A 22,195-nucleotide genomic window follows, 5' to 3' on the forward strand; every position below is an offset into this window, starting at 1 on the left:
TTCGGGAGCGTCGCATGAATTCACCGATGCCCTCCCACAGCAGCCTGTGGCGCGCCTACCTGCACAACTGCCGCAGTCTGGTCGAGATGAGCGAAGCGACCCAGACCGCCGGGCGCATCACGCGCGTGGCCGGGCTGGTGATGGAAGCGGTGGGCCTGAAGTTGCCGGTGGGCAGTCCCTGCAATGTGCCGCTGCCCAATGGCACCATGATCGAGGCAGAAGTCGTCGGGTTCCAGGATGATCGCCTCTTCCTGATGCCACAAAGCGATGTCGAAGGCATCGTTCCCGGCACCCGCGTATTTGCGGTCGAGCCGCTCAAGCCGCCACCGCGCACCGGCCCGATTGCCTTCACCCCGCAACGCAGCGACGAGCACAGCCGTCGCCTGCCGGTGGGCGACGAATTACTCGGTCGCGTACTGGACGGCGCCGGTCGGCCGCTCGACAACTACGGGGCCGTGCACACCGAACGCTCGGCGCCGCTGTCGGTGCGCGCCGCCAACCCGCTCGGACGCGCCCCGATCCGCGACATCCTCGACACCGGCGTGCGCGCCATCAACAGCATGCTGACCGTCGGCCGCGGCCAGCGCATGGGCCTGTTCGCCGGCTCCGGCGTGGGCAAGAGCGTGCTGCTCGGCATGATGGCCCGCTACACCTCGGCCGACGTGATCGTGGTCGGCCTGATCGGCGAACGGGGCCGCGAGGTCAAGGAATTCATCGAGGAAATCCTCGGTCCCGAGGGCCGTGCCCGTTCGGTGGTGGTGGCCGCGCCGGCCGATACGCCGCCGCTGATGCGCTTGCAGGGCGCAGCCTATTGCACCGCCATTGCCGAGCATTTCCGCGACCAGGGCAAGGATGTGCTGCTGATCATGGATTCGCTGACCCGTTACGCCATGGCGCAACGCGAAATCGCGCTGGCCATCGGCGAACCTCCGGCCACCAAGGGCTACCCGCCATCGGTATTTGCCAAGCTGCCGGCACTGGTCGAACGGGCCGGCAACGGCGACGAGGGCGGCGGCTCGATCACCGCTTTCTACACCGTGCTGACCGAAGGCGACGACCAGCAGGATCCGATCGCCGACGCCGCGCGCGCCATCCTCGATGGTCACATCGTGCTGAACCGCCAGCTGGCCGAAGCCGGACACTATCCCGCGATCGATATCGAGCAATCGATCAGCCGCGCCATGCACAGCATCACCAGCCCGGAACATCAGCGCCGGGCACGGCATCTGAAGCAGTTGTACTCACGCTATCAACGTAACCGCGACCTCATCAGCGTCGGCGCTTATGCCGCCGGTTCCGACCCGGTGCTGGACGAAGCCATTGCACTATTGCCAAGAATCGAAGCGTTCTTGCAGCAAGGCATCCACGAGCAGGCGGATGTATCAGAGAGCTTGAGGCAACTTACCGCTCTATTCGGGTGATTGAGCACCTTCGCCCAAAAATATAATCGTAATACCATGGCTACCCCCTCTGCACTCGACACGCTGATCGACCTGGCGACCAAAGAGACCGACGAAGCGACCAAACGCCTCGGCCGGGCTGTTCGCGTCAGCGAAGAAGCGCAGCAGAAGCTTGCCATATTGCAACAGTATCGCGACGACTACGCCGCACGTTTCCAGGACACCTTGACGACCGGACTGACGGCGTTGAGCTATCGCAATTTCCAGCTCTTCCTCGAGAAGATCGACGTTGCCATCGAAGGCCAGGAAAACGTGGTACGCAGCAGCCAGCAACGGGTCGCCGAAGCGCGCCTGGCGTGGCAGGCATGCGAGCGCAAGCGCATGTCGTACAACACGCTGGCCACGCGCGCCCGCGACAAGGAACTGAAGAAAGAAAACAAGCGCGACCAGAAGGCAATGGATGAACATGCTGCCCGCATGTTTTTCTACAAGCGATAAGCATTTGGCAGCACCGACGATTACGACCGACGAACAACGAGCCGCACCACTGGACCGACGCCCATCATGAATACTTCCCTGCCGCTGTTGAATGTCGCCTCCGGTTCGCAAGCCACCGGAGCACGCACGGCCAACCAGGCTGACAGCTTCAGTGCCGAGGCGCCTTTCAAGCAAGTGCTCAACAGCCAGGTCAACAGCCGCAATTCCGAGAGCCGTCCGCAAGACCAGCCGAAGGCGCCCGAGAAAGAAGCTGCACAGCCTGCCGCACCGGCTGCCCAGCAACAGGGTGCGGCTTCCTCGACCACCAAGAAGGCAGACGCCGACAGCGCCAAGAAAGATGACGACCACGATCAGGACGACGACACCGACACCGCGGCATCTGCCCAGTTGCTGGCGCTGGTGGCCAATCTCGAACAGAACGCGGTCAAGCCGGTGAGCGACGAGAAAGGCGAAAGCACCGAGGCCGATCTGCTGGCGCAGGCCAAGCGCGGCGGCCCCAAGCTGTCGCTGCAGGGTGAAGATCAGCCGGTGGCCGAAGGTCGCGGCAAGAAAACCGATTTCGCCGCATTGCAAGACAGCGTTGCCGCCAACGGCAGCAAGAAGGAAGCCACGCCCGACCTGGCGCAGCAGAACCAGCTGGACGCCGCGCGCGCAGCCAAGCCGGGCGACAAATCGCCAGCCGAGCTGGGTGCCGATGCCAAGACAGCTGCCCCCACGGATGACCTGGCCGCCCTCGCCGCGCGTGCCCAGGGCGCCAAGACTGCAACCGAAGCCATCAACCTGCGCCAGGAAGCCGCGCCGGTCGCCGCCACGCCGGTCGTTCTGCCCGCCATGCAACAGACATTGGCCGCCACGCAGTCACAGGCAGCGTTTGGCGCACATATCGACAAGATCCTGCCCAATGTGGGCAGTGCTGGCTGGGACCAGGCCGTCGGCCAGAAGGTCACCTGGATGGTCAGCGGCGGCATCCAGAACGCCACTCTGACGCTGAACCCGCCTGACCTGGGCCCGCTGCAGGTCGTGCTGAGCGTCAACAATTCGCACGCCGACGCCACCTTCACCACGGCCCAGCCGGAGGTCAAGCAAGCGCTTGAGCAGGCCATGCCGCGCCTGCGTGAAATGATGGAACAGGCCGGCATCCAGCTTGGCCAGGCCACCGTCAATACCGGCACGCCCAACCAGAATCAGGGGCAAGGCCAGCAAGCCAATCGATCATCGTCGGGCCGTTCGTTCGGTGACGACGGTGAGGGTGAAGTGGTCGCCGTGACCACGCCGATCACCGCCAGCGGCGGCCTGGGCCTGGTCGACACGTTTGCCTGATCGGCTCGCCAGATAAGGCTTCGGGCCATGCCGCAATACCGGGGATTCGATTTATCGTCCGCGCCGGACTCAACAACAAGAATTCTTTGCCGATAAGCATCACATCAAAGCAATAAGCACTACGCGCTGACGAACTGAAAGGAAGAAGTAGATGGCCACGAAAGGAAAAGCCCCCGCCAAGGGAGCCGAAGCAGAAGCAGCTCCAGCCAAGTCGAGCAAGAAGATGTTGTTCATCATCATCGGCGCCGTTCTGGTGCTGGTCATTGGTGGCGCCGCAGCCTTCTTCATGATGGGCGGCAAGAAAAAAGGCGGCGACGATCATGCCGAGGAAAAGGTCGAGGCCAAGGCCCCGACCTTCGTGGTCATCGAACCGTTCGTGGTCAACCTGCAGCAGGAAACGGGCGACCAGTACCTGCAGGTGGCAATGACCCTGCAGGTACCGAACGCGCCGACGGCAGAATCGCTCAAGCTGTTCATGCCGCAGGTGCGTAGCCGCCTGCTGATGGTGTTGTCCAGCAAGAAGGCCTCCGAGCTGCTGACCAGCGAAGGCAAGCGCCGGCTGACCGACGAAATCGTCGACCAGCTGGGCGAGCCCTTCTCCGGCAATGGCAAGGGTCCTGTCATCAATGACGTGTTCTATACGTCGTTCGTGATCCAGCAGCAGTAACAAGGGAATCAAGTCACAGACCATGGCCGAGCACTTTCTATCACAGGAAGAAGTCGATGCCCTTCTGAAGGGTGTCACGGGCGACGAAGACGAAGAAAAGGTCGTCGAAGAAGCGCCTGGTACGGTACGTACCTATAATCTTGCGACGCAAGAGCGCATCGTCCGCGGACGCATGCCGACGCTGGAAATCATCAACGAGCGTTTCGCTCGTCTGTTCCGCATCGGCCTGTTCAACTTCATTCACCGGACTGCCGAGATTTCGGTCGGTCCGGTCAAGGTATCCAAGTACAGCGAATTCATCCGCAACCTGGTGGTGCCGACCAACCTGAACCTGGTCCACATCAAGCCCTTCCGCGGTATCGGGCTGGTGGTGTTCGACCCGCAGTTCGTGTTCATGCTGGTCGACAACATGTTCGGCGGCGATGGCCGTTTCCATACCCGTATCGAAGGTCGTGAATTCACGCCGACCGAGCAGCGCATCATCATGCGGGTGCTGGAAATCACTTTCGAGACCTACGCCAAGTCGTGGGAACCGATCTATCCCATCGAATTCGAGTTCATTCGATCGGAAATGAACACCCAGTTCGCCAACATCGCCACGCCCAACGAAGTGGTGGTGTCGACCACCTTCACCATCGAACTCGGACCGGTCAGCGGTGAAATCCACATCTGCACGCCCTACTCGATGATCGAGCCGGTGCGCGACCGCCTCACCAGCAGCATGCAGGGTGAAGCGCTCGAGGTGGACAAGCGCTGGATCCGACTGATGAAACAGCAGATCCAGACCGCCGAGGTCGAACTGATCGTCAATTTTGGCACCGCCCGCGTCAACTTCACGGACCTGCTCAATATGCAGGTGGGCGATGTGATCCCGCTGCAGAGCACCCCGACCGTCAATGCACAGGTCGATGGCGTGCCCGTGATGGAATGCAGCTACGGCCAGCTCAATGGCCAATACGCCCTGCGTGTCGAAAAGCTGCTGACCATCACCCAGAATGAACCACCGGAAAGCTTTCAAGGAGAGTAGTAATGGCTGATGAGAATGTTGCAGGTCAAGGCGCGGCGGAGGATGATCCGTGGGGCGCGGCCATGGCCGAGCAAACCAGTGCCGAAGAGTCGTTGAAAAAAGGCCAGATGGAGGACGAGACCGGCATCAATGCCACCGTCGCCACGGCCACCGTGTTCAAGGACCTGAGCTCGGCCGACATCCAGACCAACACCCCCAACGATATCGACTTCATCCTCGATATCCCGGTGCAACTGACGGTTGAGCTGGGGCGCACCAAGATCGCCATCAAGAACCTGCTGCAACTGGCACAGGGCTCGGTGGTGGAACTGGACGGCATGGCCGGTGAGCCAATGGATGTGCTGGTCAACGGCTGCCTGATCGCCCAGGGCGAAGTGGTGGTGGTCAACGACAAGTTCGGTATCCGCCTGACCGATATCATCACGCCCGCCGAACGCATTCGCAAGCTCAACCGCTGAGCGGAGCAGCTGCTATTAGATGAAGCGTCTTTTTGCCCTCCCCTGCACCTCCGGCCTCGGCCGGAGCGTCACAAGATCGCTGGCAGCGGCAAGCAGTTGCCTGCTGCTGATCGATCAAGCCTACGCGCAAGCAACCCTCAACAACGCCCCTTCCACCACTGCCGCAGCGCCGGCCAGCACCGCCAGCGCAAGCTTGCCGTCGACCGGCGGCAGCGTAGTCACCATGCTGCTGGGACTGATCGCGGTATTGGCTGTCATGGCGGCCGTGGCCTGGTTGCTCAAGCGCGTCGGCCTCACGCGAGCGCTCTCGGGCACCAGTGCCGCACGGGTGATCGGCGGCGTCAGCGTCGGCACTCGCGAGCGGGTGATGGTGATCGAGGTGGGCGACCAGTGGATCGTGGTGGGCGTGGCTCCTGGCCGCGTCAATGCACTCACGACCATGCCGCGCCAGGAGCATGTGGCGGCCCAGATGACGCCGCCGGCCGGCCCGGCCTTCGCCAACTGGCTCAAGCACACGATGGATAAACGAAACGGCGGCGCCTCTTCCGGCCCCCGCACAGGCAATGATGGCAGCACACAATAATTTGCGGCACGGCAGCGAGTTGCCGGGCTGGCGCAGGGCGTTAGCCGCCCTGGGTTCCCCACGCATCCTGATTCTGCTGTTGCTGTGCCTGCCGCTGGCGGCATCGGCGCAACAGGGCGGCATCCCGGCCCTCACCAGCACGCCGGCCCCCGGCGGCGGCACCAGCTATACGCTGCCGATCCAGACGATGCTGATGTTGACGTCGTTGTCGTTCATTCCGGCGGCGATGTTGATGATGACCTGTTTCACCCGCATCATCATTGTCCTGTCGCTGTTGCGCCAGGCACTGGGCACCCAGTCCACGCCACCCTCGCAGGTAATGCTGGGCCTGGCGCTGTTCCTGACGTTCTTCGTGATGGGACCGGTGTTCGACCGCATCTATACCGAGGCCTACCAGCCGTTTTCCGAGAACAAGATCCAGATGATGGAGGCGCTCGACAAGGGGGCCGCGCCGCTCAAGGAATTCATGCTCAAGCAGACCCGCCAGGCCGACCTGGCGCTCTACGTGAAGTTGTCGCGCACGCCTGACCTGCAAGGTCCGGAAGACGTCTCCCTGCGCATCCTGGTGCCGGCCTTCGTCACCAGCGAACTCAAGACTGCGTTCCAGATCGGCTTCGCCATCTTCATCCCGTTCCTGATCATCGACATGGTGGTGGCCAGTATCCTGATGGCGATGGGCATGATGATGATGTCGCCGGCCATCGTCTCGTTGCCGTTCAAGCTGATGCTGTTCGTACTGGTGGATGGCTGGCAGTTGCTGATCGGCTCGCTGGCCCAGAGCTTTTATTAGGAGCAGACCGAATGACACCCGAAAGCGTCATGACGATGGGCCGCCAGGCCATGGAAGTTACCTTGATGATGGCCGCGCCGATGCTGGTGACGGCATTGCTGATCGGCCTGGTGGTCAGCATCTTCCAGGCCGCTACCCAGATCAACGAACAGACCCTGTCGTTCATTCCCAAACTGGTCGGGGTGTTTCTTGCCCTGATCCTGGCCGGCCCCTGGATGCTGACCCTCATGGTCGATTACATGCGCCTGATGTTTTCCGGCATTCCGGCGATGGTGCAGTAAGCGTCGGCTGGCCGGCAACATCCGGCCAGCGACCAGCGCCCGCCCCTTCCCTCGATGCTCAACTTCACCAGCCAGCAACTGCAGCTGTGGATCGCCATGTTCATCTGGCCGACCACCCGCATCCTGGGCGTGCTGGCGACCGCTCCGCCCTTCGGCAGCGCCAGCGTACCGATGCTGGTCAAGGTGTTGCTGGGCTGCGCGATCGGTGTGCTCATCGCGCCCGACGTGCCGCTGCCGGCAGGACTCGATCCCAGTTCGCTCACGGGCTTGCTGATCCTGCTGCAACAACTGATCATCGGCCTGTCGATGGGCATGGCCATACGCATCGTGTTTGCCGCAGTCGAGGCCGCGGGCGAATTCACCAGCTCCACCATGGGCTTGTCCTTCGCCGCCTTCTTCGATCCCCAGACACAGGGCCGCACCTCGGTCGTCAGTCAGTTCTTCAATCTGCTGGCGACCATGGTCTTCCTCAGCATCAATGGCCACCTGGTCTTGCTGGCGGTGCTGGCCGAGAGTTTTCACACGCTGCCGATATCGGCCAACCCGATGACCACCGAAGGTCTTCACCAGCTCACGCTGTGGGGCGCCCGCATCTTCAGCATGGGGCTGCAGATGTCATTGCCGCTGGTCATCGCGCTGCTCATCACCAACCTGGCGCTGGGCATCCTGACCCGCTCGGCGCCACAACTGAACCTGTTCGGGATCGGCTTCTCGATCACCATGATGGCCGGCTTCATCCTCATTGGCATTTCCTTGCCCTACATGCTGATACCGATGCAGCACTTCATGACTGAAGGTATCGAAATGGTCCGGATGCTGGGCAGCGTTCCCCCCGTCGGCGTGCCACCGCGGCCATGATGTGTTCTGCATTTACAGCGGGGATACGCTTAATTTACTATTCTTGACGATCCGCCAGCGGTGCCGGGGGCACACTTGCGGCTTAACCATCGCTCTACCACACTGATTCACATGAATATCAGCCAGTTTCGCAAGCCGAAAGTCCTCGTCTCAGCCATTGTCGTCATCGCCATCGCCGGGTTCATCGCCTACAAGTTGCTCTCTCCTCCGCCGCCGCCGGTCTACCTGAGCGCCGTGGCCAGCCGCGCCGACATCCAGGATACGGTCCTGGCCAGCGGCACCGTCAAGGCCTACCAGCAGGTCAGCGTCGGCGCCCAGGCGTCGGGCCAGATCAAGTCGCTCAAGGTGAAGCTGGGCGACACCGTCAAGAAGGGACAACTGGTGGCCGAGATCGATTCGCTGACCCAGGTCAACTCGTTGCGTTCGGCGGAGTATGCATTGGAAAACCTGCGTGCCCAGCTGCGTTCCAAGCAAGCCACGCTAAAGCAGGCGCAACTGGCATTTGCGCGCCAGCAGCAGATGCTGGCCGGCGACGCCAGCTCACGCGAGACATTCGAAACCGCGCAAGCCACGCTGGACGCCACACGCGCCGACATCCAGTCGCTCGAGGCACAGATCGCCGGTGGCCGGATCTCGGTCGATTCGGCCCGGGTCACCCTCGGTTACACCAAGATCAGCTCGCCCATCGACGGCCAGGTGGTCGCCATCGTGGCGCAAGAGGGACAGACGGTGAACGCCAACCAGGCCACGCCTACCATCATCAAGGTGGCGCGCATGGACACCGTGACGATCAAGGCGCAGATCTCCGAAGCCGACGTGGTCAAGGTCAAGCCGGGCCAGCAGGTGTACTTCACCATCCTGGGCGACCTCGATCACCGCTACCAGACCACCCTGCGCTCGATCGAGCCGGCGCCCGATTCGATCCTGCAGGACGACACCAGCTCTACCACCTCCTCGGCCAGCACCACCAGCGCGACGTCCACCGCGATCTACTACAACGGCCTGCTCGACCTGCCCAACCCCGACGGCAAGCTGCGCATCTCGATGACGACCCAGGTCAACATCGTGCTGGCCGAGGCCCGTGACGCCGTCGTCATACCCTCCACCGCATTGGGCGAGCGCGCCGCCGACGGCAGCTACACGGTGCGCGTCATCGACGCCCAGGGCGCCGTGGCATCGCGTCGCGTCAAGATCGGCATCAACACCAATGCCCGGGTGCAGATCGTCGAGGGCCTGCAGGCCGGCGAAAAGGTAGTCACTGGTGATGGCGCGCCCACTGTCACCGACAGCAGCCAGCACCGTGGCCCGCCGCCGATGTAAGGCCGCGCCATGACAGCTACCCACATTGCATCCACGCCCACCGGGGCGCTGCTGGAATTGCGCGGACTGCAGCGCGACTTTCCGGCGGGCGAAGAATCGATCACCGTCCTCAAGGACATCAACCTCGACATCCATGCCGGTGAACTGGTCGCCATCGTCGGCGCCTCCGGTTCGGGCAAGTCGACGCTGATGAACATTCTCGGCTGCCTCGACCAGCCCACGCTGGGCAGTTATCGCGTGGCCGGGCGCACCACCAGCGAACTGAGCGCCGACGAACTGGCGCAATTGCGCCGCGAACACTTCGGCTTCATCTTCCAGCGCTACCATCTGCTGTCCGACCTGGACGCCACCGGCAACGTCGAGATGCCCGCCGTCTATGCCGGCAAGGAACCGGCCGCGCGCCGCCAGCGCGCGCACCAGTTGCTGACCCGCCTGGGCCTGGCCGAGCGCATGCATCATCGGCCGGGGCAGTTGTCGGGCGGCCAGCAGCAACGCGTCTCGATTGCACGCGCATTGATGAATGGCGGCGACGTCATCCTGGCCGACGAACCCACCGGCGCGCTCGACACCCACAGCGGCGAGGAAGTGCTCAACATCCTCAAGGAACTGCATGCCGAGGGTCACACCATCATCATCGTGACCCACGACATGCAGGTGGCCAGCCATGCCCAGCGCATCATCGAATTGCGCGACGGCGTGGTCATCGCCGACCGCCGCAACGAGCCGCCCGCCAGCCTGGCGCCAGACCACCACACGGCCACCACGCGCGCCACCACACCGCAGCGCCAGGCCCGACCCTGGCGCGCCGCGCTGGACCGCTTCAACGAAGCGTTGCGCATGTCGCTGCTGGCGATGAATGCACACCGTCTGCGCAGCTTCCTGACCATGCTGGGCATCATCATCGGCATCGCCTCGGTGGTGTCGGTGGTGGCACTGGGCAGCGGCTCGCGCGAGCGCATCCTGGAAGACATCAATTCGATGGGCACCAACACCATCGACATCTTCCCCGGCGCCGGCTTCGGCGACATGAAGGCCGCCGCGATACGCACGCTGACGCCGGCCGATGCGCTGGCGCTGGCCGAGCAGAACTTCGTCGACAGCGTCACGCCCAGCGTATCGACGTCGTCGTCGGCGCGCTACGGCAACATCGCCGTGACCGCCACCATCGCCGGGGTCGGCGACCAGTATTTCCGGGTGCGCGGCCTCAAGATGGACATCGGACAAGGCTTCAGCACCGACAGCGTGCAACGCCATGTGCAGGAAGCCGTGATCGACGCCAATACGCGCGCCAAGCTGTTTCCGGGCACCGCCAGCCCGCTGGGCGAAGTGATCTTCCTGGGCAGCGTGCCCTGCCGCATCGTGGGCGTGACCAAGAAGCGTGAAAGCGGCTTCGGCAACAACGATTCGCTCAACGTCTGGGTGCCCTACACCACCGCCATGAGCCGCATCATGGGTCACAACTACCTGCAGGGCATTACAGTGCGGGTGGCCGACAAGGTCTCCAGCGCAGCCGCCGAACAGGGCATCGTCAAGCTGCTGATGCTGCGCCACAAGACGCGCGACTTCTATATCTTCAATACCGACAGCATCCGCCAGACCATCGAAAAAGCCACCGCCACCATGACCTTGCTGGTGTCGATGATTGCGGTGATCTCGCTGGTGGTGGGCGGCATCGGGGTCATGAACATCATGCTGGTGTCGGTCACCGAGCGCACCCGCGAGATCGGCGTGCGCATGGCGGTCGGAGCGCGCCAGGGCGACATCATGCAGCAATTCCTGATCGAGGCCGTGCTGGTGTGCCTGGCCGGCGGCCTGCTGGGGGTATTGCTGGCGCTGTCGCTGGGCGTCGCGTTCGCCCAGATCACCGACAAGATCACCATGATCTATTCATCGGCCTCCATCATCAGCGCCTTTGCCTGTTCCACGCTGATCGGTGTAATCTTCGGCTTCCTGCCAGCGCGCAATGCGGCCCGCCTGAACCCTGTCGACGCCCTAGCGCGCGAATGAACCTGTCGCATCCCATGTCCACCACATCCTTCCGCGCGGCGTTGCCGCGCCGTTTCCCGAGCACTACGCTGGCGCTTGCCATCGCCCTCATGCTGGGCGGCTGCGCCAGCCAGCGCACCTCCTTCGAACCGGTGCAAACCAAGACGCCGGCCGCCTGGAACCAGCGCACCGCTGGCGCCGAAGTCACCTCCGACCAATGGTGGAAGCAGTTTGGCGACCCCGAACTCAATGGCCTGATCGAACGTGCCCTGCGCACCAACAATAACCTGGCAGTGGCCGCCATCAAGGTGCGCCGCGCTCAGCTCGACGCCGGGCTGGCGGACGACGCCCGCATCCCGGCGCTGTCGGCCACCGGCGCCACCACCGGCAACCGCCGGCTCGATGGCGCCCGCAACAGCTATCGCACCTCCACCGGCAACGTCACGCTGTCCTATGAGGCCGATCTGTGGGGTCGCCTCGGCGCCAATTACGACGTCAAGCGCTGGGAGGCGCTGGCCACCGAACAGGACCGCCAAAGCACCGCGCTGACGTTGGTCGGCACCACCGCCAACCTGTACTGGACTGGCGCCTATCTCAATGGCCGGATCGCACTGGCCAACGAGAGCATCGCCTATGCCCAGAAGACCCTGGAGCTGATACGCACCCAGTACCGCGCGGGTTCCGTCTCGACGCTGGAGATCCTGGAAGCGGAGCAGAACCTGACGACCCAGCAGTCGACCCTGACGCAACTGATCCAGCAGCAGGTCGAGAACGACAATGCGCTGGCGATCCTGTTCGACAGCCCGCCCGGCGCCACCACCGCGCTGCCCGCACGCCTGCCGCAACAGGCCTTGCCGGACCTGGCCGCCGGCCTGCCGGCCGATCTGCTGGGACGTCGTCCCGACCTGCGGGCGGCCGAGATGCGGCTGCGCGAAAGCCTGGCCACGGTCGATGCCACGCGCACCAGTTACTACCCCAAGCTGACCCTCACCGGCGCGCTGGGCACCAGCAGCGATGCGCTGGTGCGGTTGATGCAGAATCCGGTCGCCACGCTTGGCGCCCAGCTGACCCTGCCGTTCCTGCAATGGAACCAGATGCAGCTCAACGTGAAGATCTCGCAGGCCGACTACGAAAGCGCCGTGACCACGTTCAGGCAAACCTTGTATGCCGCCTTCGGCGATGTCGAGAACGCCTTGTCGGCACGCCGCCAGTACGCCGCGCAGGAAGCGCTGCTGCAGCAGAACCTGGCGGCAGCGCAAGGTGCGGAACGGCTCTACGAGCTGCGCTACCGTTCCGGCTCGGCCACCTTGCGGGTCTGGCTGGACGCGCAGGAGAAACGTCGCACCGCCGAGAACTCCCTGGCCGAGGCGCGCCTGAACCGCCTGAAGAACCAGATGACGCTGTATCAGGCGCTGGGCGGTGACGCCCAGGTCACGCCCGATGCGGGCCTGGCGAAAGTGCCGCAGGCGGCCAACTCCTGAAATGCAAAAAGGCGAACCGAGGTTCGCCTTTTTGTCGACCCGGCGCCAACAGGCGCCGATCAGGTTCTTACTTCAGGTAGTTCAGCAAGCTCAGGCTGCTGGTGGTGACAAACACCTTCTGCGCCGCCTGCAGGTATTGCGTGGACAACGAGTACTGACTGATCAGTTCAGTGACGTCCTCGGTATTGCGACCCAGCAGATCATTGATGGTGCTGGTGTAGTTCTCGTTCTTGACCTTGCCGGATGCATCCAGGGTATCGAGCTCGTTCTGGCGTGCACCGACCGAGGCGCTGACCGAGCCGACGTTATTGATCATCGTATCGATCTGCGTATTGAACTTCTGCAGGTTGCGTGTCAGCGATGCCTGGCTGCCCTGCACCGGCGTACGCGCCGCGTCGGCCGCGTCCGACTTGAGCTTGGCGGCAGCAGCGTCCGAGAACTTCGTGGCATAGGTAGGATCGTTAGGATCGGTCGCATCCAGCGCGGCCTGCTTGTCCTTGTAGTCCTTAATCGGAAAGTTGGAGGATCCGGCAGGAACAGCATACGTATTGGCCGCAACCTCGTCGGCCTGGTTGGCGGCTTCCGTCACCGGAATCGACATCAGGCTGATGATGTTGTTCAGGGTCTGGAACATGTCCTGGCCGCCGCCCTGGAAGATCGCCTGACCCGAGGCGCTGATTTCCATTTGGCGCGTCGAATCGACCTGCAACGACATCGCTCCCTGGTCGCCGTTGTAGTTGACGTTGCCATTGCCATCCAGCGTGAACGGCTGGGTCGTGCTCTTGTAGCCGGCGAACAGGTAATTGCCGTTGCCATCGGTGGTATTGGCGTAACCCAGCAATTCCTGGAAGTTACCCTTCAGTTCAGTGGCCAGGTTGGCGCGCTCGGCATTGCTGAAAGCGGCGTTGCCGGCCTTGATGACATTCGACTTGAGCGCGGTCAGCAACTGGGTGGTGCTGGTCAGCGTGCTGGAGACCTGCGCCAGCGAGCTGTCCGCGTTCTTACGATTGGTCTCGTACTGTTTGTTGATTTGCTGGCTCTGGTTGACGTCGAGCGCGCGGGCAGCCGCAACCGGGTCGTCCGACGGCACCAGCACGCGCTGTTGCGCGGTGACTTGCTGGTTCAACTTGATGATGTCGCCTTGCATCTTCGTCAAGTCACCATTGCTGATCTGGTACATCATCTGGGTGCTGATACGCATGTCAGTCGTCCTCTAATTCTCTGTATCCGATTAATTACCCAACGTGAACAGCACGTTAAGCATGTCGCTGGCTGCCTGGATGATCTTGGCCGCGGCCTGGTAAGCCTGCTGGTTCTTGAGCATGTTGGCCAGCTCCTCGTCCTGGTTGACCCCGGATTCGGACTGCTGTTCCAGCTGGATCGCCTGCAACCGCGCCTTCTCGGCGGAGTTGGTCACATTGATCTCGTTGGTCTTGTTGCCGATCGTGCCCACCAGTTGCGAATACGAACCCTGGAAGCTGGTGCTGCCGATCGTGTTGGCGGTCTGCAAACCAGCCAGCAACTGCGCATTGCGGTTGTCGGTCTTGGCGTCGGTATTGGGCGACACGGCGAACTGGTCGCCGTTGGCTGGCTGGCCGGAAATCTTGAAGGTAACGCCCTGGATCGTGTAGGTGTCACCCGCCACGTAAGGAATGCTGGTCGCACCGGCGGCCACGTTGGTGGTCGTGCCATCCTGGTGCTTGATGCTCACCGGACCGGCGGTCGGCGACGGCGAAGGTGTAAAACCAGGTGGCGTCGCGGCAGAATTGAAGGTGAAGCCAAGCTTGGTGCCGGCCGCCAGCGGGCTGGCCACATAGCTGGCATCGACCGAACCGGCACTGATGCTGGCCGTGCCCTTGTTGCCGGCCACCGGCGCGAAGTTGAAGCTGTCGCCCACGGCCGGCGTGCCGCCCAGGACAAAGCTCAAGCCACCGGAGCTGATGGTAGCGCCCGCCGAATACGGGAACGATGCGCCCGCAGCATAGGTAGTGGTCACACCCGCAGTCGTAGTCACGTCGACCGACGGCGCCGGCGTGATGCCCGACCAGGTCGGCGTCATCACGTTGCCCGCACCCATGGCGAAACTGACCGACGAACCCTGCTTGAAGGTCGATGCATTCAACGACTGGTTGGAGACGACACCGCTGCCGGTGTTACCGGTGGTGGTCAGGTTGACGTTGTTGGTGGCATTACCCGAAGTGACGATCGGTGCGGCAGCAGCGATCTGCTGGGTATTGTTGAGCGCCAGTGTCAACTGCGCTGCGCCATTGACCGTCGGCTTGATCTTGAAGCTGTCGCCGGCCGCCATCGTCGGCGCCGAATAGGTCACGCCATCGACGGTCACCGGGAAATTGGTCGCCGGCGTCGCGGTCGGGTCGACCACCGTCTTGGTGTTGTCCGACAGGCGAGTGATGGTGTAGGCCGTGCCATTGTAGCCCAGCGTATAGTCGCTGGTGGTCAACGCGCTGGCGTTGGTGATCGTCGTCGTGATCGAGGCAGTGGCACTATTGGTGCTCTTGCCGCTCACGGTCGGCTGGCCGATGTTGAAGAAGTTGGTACCCGGCACGCCATTCTGGTCCAGGCCCAGCTTCTGCTGGTCGTTCATTGCAGAACCCAGGATGGTCGCGATGCGCCCCAGGCTGTTCTGGGTCACATCGAGCGTTTCGGTACGGTATTTCAGCAAGCCGCCGAGGCTGCCGCCGTCATAGAAGGCCTTGTCCGGAATCGACGAGACCTGGGTTCCGGATATCCGGAAACCCACCTCCAGGCGCGACACGTCGTCCGCCGATGGCGTCGCCACCAGCTTGGTCACATTGCCGCCCACCACCAGTGGCTGGCCGGTGCCGATGAAGACGCTCATCGAACCGTCGTCCTGCGGCACGGTGCTGACCTTGACGTACTTGTTGATGTTGGCGATCACCTGGTCGCGCTGGTCCAGCAAGTCGTTGGCGGCGGCGCCGCCGCTGTTGCCCTGGGCCTTGACGATGGCCTTGTTGAGCTCATCGAGCTGGGTCGAATACGAATTGATGGTGTCGACGGTCGACGTGATCTGCTGGTTGACGCTGGTACGACTCTGCTGCATCTGGTCGTTCAGGCTCTGGAAGCGGGCCACCAGGGTCGATGCGCCCGACAGTACCCCCTGACGCGACGCATCGGTGTTGGGCGTCGCGGCCAGGTTCTGGATGGTCTTGAAGAAGTCCTGCAGCGCCGGCGACAGCCCGGCGTCGGTATCGGCCACCAGGTTGTTGAGCTGCGAGATCTGCGAATAGTAGGAATCGAGCGAGCTGGCCGTGGTCTGCGAGGCCAGTTGCTGCTTGGCCAGGAAATCGTTATAGACGCGCTTGATCTCGGCCACTTGCGTGCCCTGCCCCACAAAGCCATAGCCGTAGTTGATGCCACCGGCCGTGCTCTGCACCACCACCTGGCGATTGTAGCCGGCGGTCGTTGCGTTGGAGATATTGTGGCTGGTGGTCGCCTGCGCCGCCATGGCGGCCTGCAACGCACTTTGTCCGATATTGAAGATATTGGTTGCCATGCTGGGTCTTCTCAAAGGCTCATTTAGGAACGCATCTCATGTCAATCAATGAAATGAGTTCTACGGAATATCCAGATCAACGGCAGTCCTGCAGGAAACTTTAGGCAATCTGACGGATTTCTGACTGATTGCCCGGCAGCACCCGATGATTACGCCAGCGACTGGCGGATGATGCGCGAGAGCTTCTCGGCGTAATGCGGATCGGTGGCATAGCCGGCGCGCTGCAGGCCATAGGCGAAGCCATGCGCATCCTGGGCGCTGGCCAGCACTTTTTCGTAGCGAGGATTGCTGCGCAGCAAGTTAGCATAATCCTTGAAGGCATCGGCATACGAATCGTACGCGCGGAACTTCTCGACCCGCTTCTGCGGCTTGCCGTTGATATATTCGATGGTGGTCGCCTCGACCACCTTGCCAGTCCAGTTGCCGGTGGCCTTGATGCCGAACAGGTTGTGCGCCGAGCGACCATCCCGGGTAGTGATCTCTTTCTTGCCCCAACCGGTCTCCAGCGCCGCCTGGGCCAGCATGAACTTGGCCGGGATGCCGGTCATGCGACTGGCGATCTCGGCGTCGGCCTGCAAGCGGTTCTGGAACGCCTCGACGTGCGCCGGCTTGTTGCCGGAACGACGCTTGTTGCGACCCTGCGCATCCTGGTCGGTCGGCTGCGACGCCTGCTGCGCGGCGAAGCTCTGCACGAAGCGGGCCCGATCAGCCTCGCTCATGTCCTTGACCAGCGGAATGCCCATCGGCAAGCCATCGTCGAGTTGCTGTTGTTGCAATTCGAGCTCTTGCGCATCGGGCAACTTCTTGGGCAACGACGCCGACAGCTGACGCGTCAGGACATCGGCCAGGCCGATGCCGCGCTGCGCCAGGTTCTGGCTCATCTGCTGGTCCAGCATCGACGTAAACATCTTGGTCTGCTCGTTGTCGAACGGCCCGTTCTGGGGCGTCGCATCGCGCATGCTCTTCATCATCATGTTCAGGAACAAGGCCTCGAACTGCTTGGCCGCGCCCTTGATCGCTTCGGGCGAGTTCAGCTTGGCAGCTTCGCGCAGGCCATTGAGTCCATTGGCGTCGACCGCCAGGCCTTGCGTCGGATTCGAGGGATCGATCTTGTTGAGCATGAATTACCTTCGAGGTCTGGTCAGCTTAGGCGCCGGATTAAATCACTTCAAGCTCGGCACGCAACGAGCCAGCTGCCTTCATCGCCTGCAAAATGGCCAGCAAGTCCTGCGGCGAGGCGCCGATGGCGTTGAGCGCGCGCACCACCTCAGCCAGCGAAGCGCCGCCCTTGAGCAGCATCACCTTGCCCGGCTCCTTGTTGATCGAGATCTGGGCGTTCTGCACCGCTGCCGTGTTGCCGCCTGCCAGGGCATTGGGCTGGCTCACCGCATTGTCGGCCTGGATCACCACCGACAGGTTGCCGTGCGACACGGCGCAGGTCTCGAGCATGACGCTCTGGTTCATCACCACCGAACCGGTACGGGCATTGAGGATGACCTTGGCCGACAGCTTGCCGGGAATCACATCGACGTTCTCAAGCGCGCCCAGGAAGGACACCCGGTCACTGCTCGACAAGGGCGCGCGCACGCGAATGACGCGACCGTCCTGCGCCATCGCGGTATCGGAACCGAAGCGCTTGTTGAGCGCCTCGACCACCCGGCTGGCGGTCGAGAAGTCGTTGTCGTTCAACTCCAGCACGATCTGGTCGCCGCCGCCCAGTGCGCTCGGCACCGAACGTTCGACGGTGGCCCCGCCCGAGATGCGGCCGGCCGACAAATGGTTAACGGTGGTGCTGCTGCCACCGGCCGACGCGCCGGCGCCGCCGACCACCACGTTACCCTGGGCGATGGCGTAGATCTGGCCATCGGCGCCCTTGAGCGGCGCCATCAGCAAGGTGCCGCCGCGAATGCTCTTGGCGTTACCGATCGACGACACGGTGACATCGAGCATCTGGCCGGGCTGGGCAAATGCCGGCAGCGTGGCCGTCACCATCGCCGCGGCCACGTTCTTGAGCTGCATGTTGGAACTGGTGCCGGAGGGCAGATTCACGCCCAGCTGTTGCAGCATGCTCACCACGCTCTGCACCGTAAACGGCGTCTGCGTGGTCTGGTCACCACTACCATCGAGGCCGACCACGAGACCGTAGCCGACCAGCTGGTTCTGACGCACGCCCTGGATGCTGGCCAGGTCCTTGAGACGTTCGGCCTGGGCCGGCAGCACCACCGCCATGCACAGCACGGCGCTTGCCAGCAGCACCAGCTGTTTGCGAATCTGTTTCATGGCAGGAATACCTCCGTTAGACATTGTTGCAGCATCCCTCATCAGAATGGAGACACACTGAAGAAGAAGCGCGACAGCGACGACATGAACTCGGCCATGTCGACGCGGGTATTGGTGCGATATTCGACCCGGGCATCAGACACCAGGGTTGACGACACGGTGTTGCCGGTCTGGATATTGTCAGGACTGACGGTGCCCGAGAAGCGCACATACTCGACGCCCTTGTCGAGCGCGACCTGCTTCTCGCCACTGACGATCAGGTTGCCATTGGGCAGCACCTCGGTCACCGTCACGCCGATGTTGCCGGTAAAGGTGTTGCTCGAGCTGATGGCACCCTTGTCTTCAAACTTGTTGGACGAGCTGCCATTGGCGGCCAGGTCGGTCAGGGTGCGACCGAAAATGGTCGGCGCAGTCGTGGTCACCGTGCCGGTCTTGCTGGCCGAACTGCCAGCGGTCTTGCCGGCGCTGGTGCGTTCGTTGATCACGATGGTCAGGGTGTCGCCCACCAGGCGCGCGCGACGGTCTTCCAGCAATGGGCGGTAGGCCGCCGACTGGAAGATCGCGCCGGTCGTCGGCGGCGGATACGAAGCCGGTTGCGGACGCGCCGACTTCGGCCCCTCTACGATGGAATCGGGCACTGTCGTGCAACCGGACATGACCAGCACACCTGCGATGGCGGCAAGTTTCAGCAAGCGAATCATATCTGCCTCATCTCTTTTCAATCTACTGACGACCAATTCAACACCCTCAGACAACAACGTTACAGCTGCGACAGCTTGGCCAGCATCTGGTCGGACGTGGTGATGGCCTTGCTGTTGATTTCATAGGCGCGCTGGGTCTGGATCATGTTGACCAGTTCCTCGACCACGTTGACGTTGGAGGTTTCGACATAACCCTGCCACAAGGCGCCAGCGCCGTTGGTGCCAGGCGCATTGGGGTTGGGCGCGCCGGAGGCGGCGGTCTCGACATAGAGATTCTCGCCGCGGCTTTGCAGGCCGGCGTTGTTGATGAAAGTGGCGACCTGGATCTGGCCGATCTGCGTGGTAGCGGTGGAACCGGCCTGCATGATCGACACGGTACCGTCACGGCCCACGCTCATCTTGGTGGTGTTGAGCGGGATGGTGATCGGCGGCTGCAGCGTGTAGCCGCTGGACGTCACCAACTGGCCCTGGCTGTCGGTCTGGAAGGCGCCATCCCGGGTGTAGGCAGTGGTGCCGTCCGGCAGCAGGATCTGGAAGAAGCCCTCGCCCTGAATCGCCAGATCCTTGTCATTGTTGGTCTGGTTGACGTTGCCTTGGGTGAAAATACGCTCGGTGGCGACCGGACGCACGCCGGTACCGATCTGCAGACCCGAAGGCAATTGCGTCTGTTGCGACGACTGGGCGCCAGGCTGGCGAACGGTCTGGTACAGCAGATCTTCGAACACGGCGCGCGAACGCTTGAAGCCGTTGGTGCTGACGTTGGCCAGGTTGTTCGAAATCACGTCCAGTTGCGTCTGTTGCGCATCCAGGCCGGTCTTGGAAATCCACAGGGAACGAATCATTTGTTTCTCCGGTAATAAGCGGTGAGGTCAGTTCGACGACGATCAGCTCAGGGACAGCAGTTGCGTCGCCTTGGTCGCATCGCTTTCGGCGGTCTGGATGACTTTCATGTTCATTTCGAACTGGCGCGACAGGTTGATCATGTTGACCATGGCCTCGACCACGTTCACGTTGCTGCCTTCCAGCGCACCGCTGGCCAGGCGCACATTGGCGTCCGGCTGGGCAGCGCCGGTGATGGTGCGAAACATGCCATCGTCACCGCGCTTGAGGTTCTTGTCGTCCGGGTTGACCAGCTTGATGCGGCCCAGCACGTTGACCGCGTTGGGCACGCCGGTCAATGGAATGGACGACACCGTGCCGTCGGCAGCAATCGCCACCGTGGTATCGGGCGGGATCGTGATGGGGCCGCCATCGCCCAGCACCGGCTGCCCGGACTGGGTCTGCAGCACGCCGTTCTGGTTGATCTTCAGCGCGCCATTGCGGGTATACGCTTCGCCGCCGTCGGCGGTCTGCACGGCCAGCCAGCCACGCCCCTGCACTGCCACGTCCAGCGAACGACCGGTATCCTGCAGCGGCCCCTGGCTGAAATCGTTGCCGGCGGTCGAGTCGACCACGAAGGCGCGCGTCGCCAGGCCGGGGCCGACGACCGGCGCCGATCGGAACGTATTGAGCTGGGTCCGGAAACCCGTCGTGGTGGCATTGGCCAGGTTGTTACTGGCAGTGGCCTGCTGCTCAAGCGTGTGCTTGGCGCCGGACATCGCGGTATAGACCAGACGATCCATGGAATTCCTCGTGCAGCATCGGTAAAGCGCTGCTGGTTAAATCCGGTCGCAGGCGTCGCCCGCGACCGACAAGCATGCGCGCCCAAAGGCGCGCGACGGGCATTACATCAACGCAGGCTGACCAGCGTCTGCAGAACCGTATCCTGTACCTTGATGGTCTGCGAGTTGGCCTGGTACACACGCTGGGCCACGATCATGTTCACCAGTTCGGCAGTCAGGTCGACGTTGGAGTCTTCCACCGCACGGGCTTGCAAGGTGCCAAAGGTGCCGGTGGTCGGCGTGCCGATCAGCGGCGCGCCGGCATCGGCGGTTGCCGTGTAGAGGTTGTTGCCGAGCGGTTGCAGGCCGTTGGGGTTGGCGAAGTTCACCAGGATCACCTGACCCAGGTTCTTGGTCTGCTGGTTGCTGTAGGCGCCGACGATGGTGCCGTCCTTGGCAATCGAGAAGCTCGACAGCGAGCCGGGCATCATGCCGTCCTGGCTTTGCGCCACGTTGATGAAGGCCGAACCGGTCTGGGTCGAACCCGCGTAGTTCAATGTGATCGCACCGGGGAAGGTGCCGCCCAGCTTGGTGTAGACATTAGCGGGCGCAACGTTGTTGACCGGCAGGGACATACCGGTGGAGGCCGTCATCGCACCGGTCGAATCGTAGGTCATGGTGCCGACCGAGGTTGCCACTGTCGGTGTCGCAGCGTTGGCGACCAGCTTGCCGTCGATCGTGGCGTAGATATTCCAGGTGGTCGTCGGCGGCGTACCGGTAGGGGCGCTCTTTACGTAGTAGGTCTGGACGCTGTAGGGATTGCCCAGGCTGTCATAGACCGTGACACCGGTCGAGTTGTTGTACGAATTGGCGTTCGCCGGATCGAACGGGGTGACGGTCGGCGGATCCTGGCGCGAATCCAGGTTGACCTTGGTCGTCACCTTGGTGGTCGGCGTAGCCGGGATCGATGAGGTATCGATCTTCAGACGCACCGGATCGCCGCCGCTCACGCCTGCCGGATAACCGGTCAGGTAGGCGCCGTTCATGCTGGGATTGACGATGTAGCCATCCTTGTTCAGCTCGAACTGGCCGTTACGGCCATAGACAGGCGACGCATCGGTCAGGCTGCCCGCCAGGCGGAAGAAGCCGTCGCCGTTGATGGCGATGTCCAGCGGATTGTTGGTGCTGGTGACATTACCCTGGGTGAACGCCTGGGCCACGTTGGCCACGGTCACGCCGATACCGACGGGCGAGTTGCCCGAACGGTTCATCGAATTGGCATACATGTCGGCAAACTGCGCCTGGGCCTGCTTGAAGCCCACGGTGCTGGCGTTGGCCACGTTATTACCGATGACGTCGAGGCTTTTCGCTGCGCCGTTCAGACCACTCAGACCTTGTTGAAAACTCAT

Annotated in this window: 21 protein-coding genes; 13 read left to right on the forward strand and 8 right to left on the reverse strand. The window is 62.7% G+C overall.

Features of this window, described 5'->3' with window-relative positions; genetic code table 11:
* Positions 1 to 14: 14 nt before the first annotated feature.
* From fliI to LBW87_RS00495, 13 genes are all read left to right on the forward strand, one after another.
* The gene (gene fliI, locus LBW87_RS00435) at positions 15 to 1,421 is read left to right on the forward strand and encodes a flagellar protein export ATPase FliI (RefSeq protein WP_320442702.1); all 1,407 of its coding nucleotides are present in this window, start codon (positions 15 to 17) and stop codon (positions 1,419 to 1,421) included.
* Between the two features lie 36 nt (positions 1,422 to 1,457).
* Positions 1,458 to 1,898 (forward strand): flagellar export protein FliJ, encoded by a 441-nt coding sequence (gene fliJ, locus LBW87_RS00440; protein WP_225199473.1) that lies wholly within the window; start codon positions 1,458 to 1,460, stop codon positions 1,896 to 1,898.
* A gap of 66 nt (positions 1,899 to 1,964) precedes the next feature.
* Positions 1,965 to 3,218 (forward strand): flagellar hook-length control protein FliK, encoded by a 1,254-nt coding sequence (locus tag LBW87_RS00445; protein ID WP_225199474.1) that lies wholly within the window; start codon positions 1,965 to 1,967, stop codon positions 3,216 to 3,218.
* A 151-nt stretch (positions 3,219 to 3,369) separates the two neighbouring features.
* Positions 3,370 to 3,885 (forward strand): flagellar basal body-associated protein FliL, encoded by a 516-nt coding sequence (gene fliL, locus LBW87_RS00450; protein ID WP_225199475.1) that lies wholly within the window; start codon positions 3,370 to 3,372, stop codon positions 3,883 to 3,885.
* A gap of 22 nt (positions 3,886 to 3,907) precedes the next feature.
* Positions 3,908 to 4,912, forward strand: a complete 1,005-nt coding sequence (fliM, locus tag LBW87_RS00455; protein WP_225199476.1) for a flagellar motor switch protein FliM — start codon at positions 3,908 to 3,910, stop codon at positions 4,910 to 4,912.
* A 2-nt stretch (positions 4,913 to 4,914) separates the two neighbouring features.
* The gene (gene fliN / locus LBW87_RS00460) at positions 4,915 to 5,370 is read left to right on the forward strand and encodes a flagellar motor switch protein FliN (protein WP_225199477.1); all 456 of its coding nucleotides are present in this window, start codon (positions 4,915 to 4,917) and stop codon (positions 5,368 to 5,370) included.
* A 19-nt stretch (positions 5,371 to 5,389) separates the two neighbouring features.
* On the forward strand, positions 5,390 to 5,953 hold the full coding sequence (fliO, locus tag LBW87_RS00465) for a flagellar biosynthetic protein FliO (RefSeq protein ID WP_225199478.1): 564 nt from the start codon (positions 5,390 to 5,392) through the stop codon (positions 5,951 to 5,953).
* On the forward strand, positions 5,937 to 6,743 hold the full coding sequence (fliP, locus tag LBW87_RS00470; protein ID WP_225200316.1) for a flagellar type III secretion system pore protein FliP: 807 nt from the start codon (positions 5,937 to 5,939) through the stop codon (positions 6,741 to 6,743). The genes fliO and fliP overlap by 17 nt, the downstream gene beginning before the upstream one ends.
* 11 nt (positions 6,744 to 6,754) lie before the next feature.
* Positions 6,755 to 7,024: a flagellar biosynthesis protein FliQ gene (gene fliQ / locus LBW87_RS00475; protein WP_225199479.1), complete on the forward strand. Its 270-nt coding sequence runs from the start codon at positions 6,755 to 6,757 to the stop codon at positions 7,022 to 7,024.
* Positions 7,025 to 7,078: 54 nt separating this feature from the next.
* Positions 7,079 to 7,882, forward strand: a complete 804-nt coding sequence (gene fliR / locus LBW87_RS00480) for a flagellar biosynthetic protein FliR (RefSeq protein ID WP_225199480.1) — start codon at positions 7,079 to 7,081, stop codon at positions 7,880 to 7,882.
* A gap of 111 nt (positions 7,883 to 7,993) precedes the next feature.
* Positions 7,994 to 9,202 (forward strand): efflux RND transporter periplasmic adaptor subunit, encoded by a 1,209-nt coding sequence (locus tag LBW87_RS00485; protein ID WP_225199481.1) that lies wholly within the window; start codon positions 7,994 to 7,996, stop codon positions 9,200 to 9,202.
* Between the two features lie 9 nt (positions 9,203 to 9,211).
* On the forward strand, positions 9,212 to 11,209 hold the full coding sequence (locus LBW87_RS00490; RefSeq protein WP_225199482.1) for a MacB family efflux pump subunit: 1,998 nt from the start codon (positions 9,212 to 9,214) through the stop codon (positions 11,207 to 11,209).
* A gap of 14 nt (positions 11,210 to 11,223) precedes the next feature.
* On the forward strand, positions 11,224 to 12,669 hold the full coding sequence (locus tag LBW87_RS00495) for an efflux transporter outer membrane subunit (RefSeq protein WP_225199483.1): 1,446 nt from the start codon (positions 11,224 to 11,226) through the stop codon (positions 12,667 to 12,669).
* A 67-nt stretch (positions 12,670 to 12,736) separates the two neighbouring features.
* On the opposite strand, the gene flgL is transcribed toward LBW87_RS00495, so the two are convergent.
* The 8 genes from flgL to flgE form a co-directional block, all read right to left on the reverse strand.
* Positions 12,737 to 13,870, reverse strand: a complete 1,134-nt coding sequence (flgL, locus tag LBW87_RS00500) for a flagellar hook-associated protein FlgL (protein WP_225199484.1) — start codon at positions 13,868 to 13,870, stop codon at positions 12,737 to 12,739.
* Positions 13,871 to 13,900: 30 nt separating this feature from the next.
* Entirely contained in the window at positions 13,901 to 16,204 is a 2,304-nt protein-coding gene (flgK, locus tag LBW87_RS00505; protein WP_225199485.1) for a flagellar hook-associated protein FlgK, read from the reverse strand.
* 149 nt (positions 16,205 to 16,353) lie between these two features.
* Positions 16,354 to 17,325: a flagellar assembly peptidoglycan hydrolase FlgJ gene (gene flgJ / locus LBW87_RS00510; RefSeq protein ID WP_225199486.1), complete on the reverse strand. Its 972-nt coding sequence runs from the start codon at positions 17,323 to 17,325 to the stop codon at positions 16,354 to 16,356.
* Between the two features lie 37 nt (positions 17,326 to 17,362).
* Positions 17,363 to 18,484, reverse strand: coding sequence for a flagellar basal body P-ring protein FlgI (locus LBW87_RS00515; protein WP_225199487.1), 1,122 nt, complete (start codon positions 18,482 to 18,484; stop codon positions 17,363 to 17,365).
* Between the two features lie 41 nt (positions 18,485 to 18,525).
* Entirely contained in the window at positions 18,526 to 19,185 is a 660-nt protein-coding gene (locus LBW87_RS00520; RefSeq protein WP_225199488.1) for a flagellar basal body L-ring protein FlgH, read from the reverse strand.
* Between the two features lie 59 nt (positions 19,186 to 19,244).
* Positions 19,245 to 20,027, reverse strand: a complete 783-nt coding sequence (gene flgG / locus LBW87_RS00525; protein WP_008113304.1) for a flagellar basal-body rod protein FlgG — start codon at positions 20,025 to 20,027, stop codon at positions 19,245 to 19,247.
* Between the two features lie 42 nt (positions 20,028 to 20,069).
* Entirely contained in the window at positions 20,070 to 20,807 is a 738-nt protein-coding gene (gene flgF / locus LBW87_RS00530; RefSeq protein WP_225199489.1) for a flagellar basal-body rod protein FlgF, read from the reverse strand.
* Positions 20,808 to 20,914: 107 nt separating this feature from the next.
* Complete coding sequence (gene flgE, locus LBW87_RS00535; RefSeq protein WP_225199490.1) at positions 20,915 to 22,195, reverse strand: flagellar hook protein FlgE; 1,281 nt, start codon at positions 22,193 to 22,195, stop codon at positions 20,915 to 20,917.

Source organism: Herbaspirillum sp. alder98 (assembly GCF_020179755.1).
Classification (GTDB): domain Bacteria; phylum Pseudomonadota; class Gammaproteobacteria; order Burkholderiales; family Burkholderiaceae_D; genus Herbaspirillum.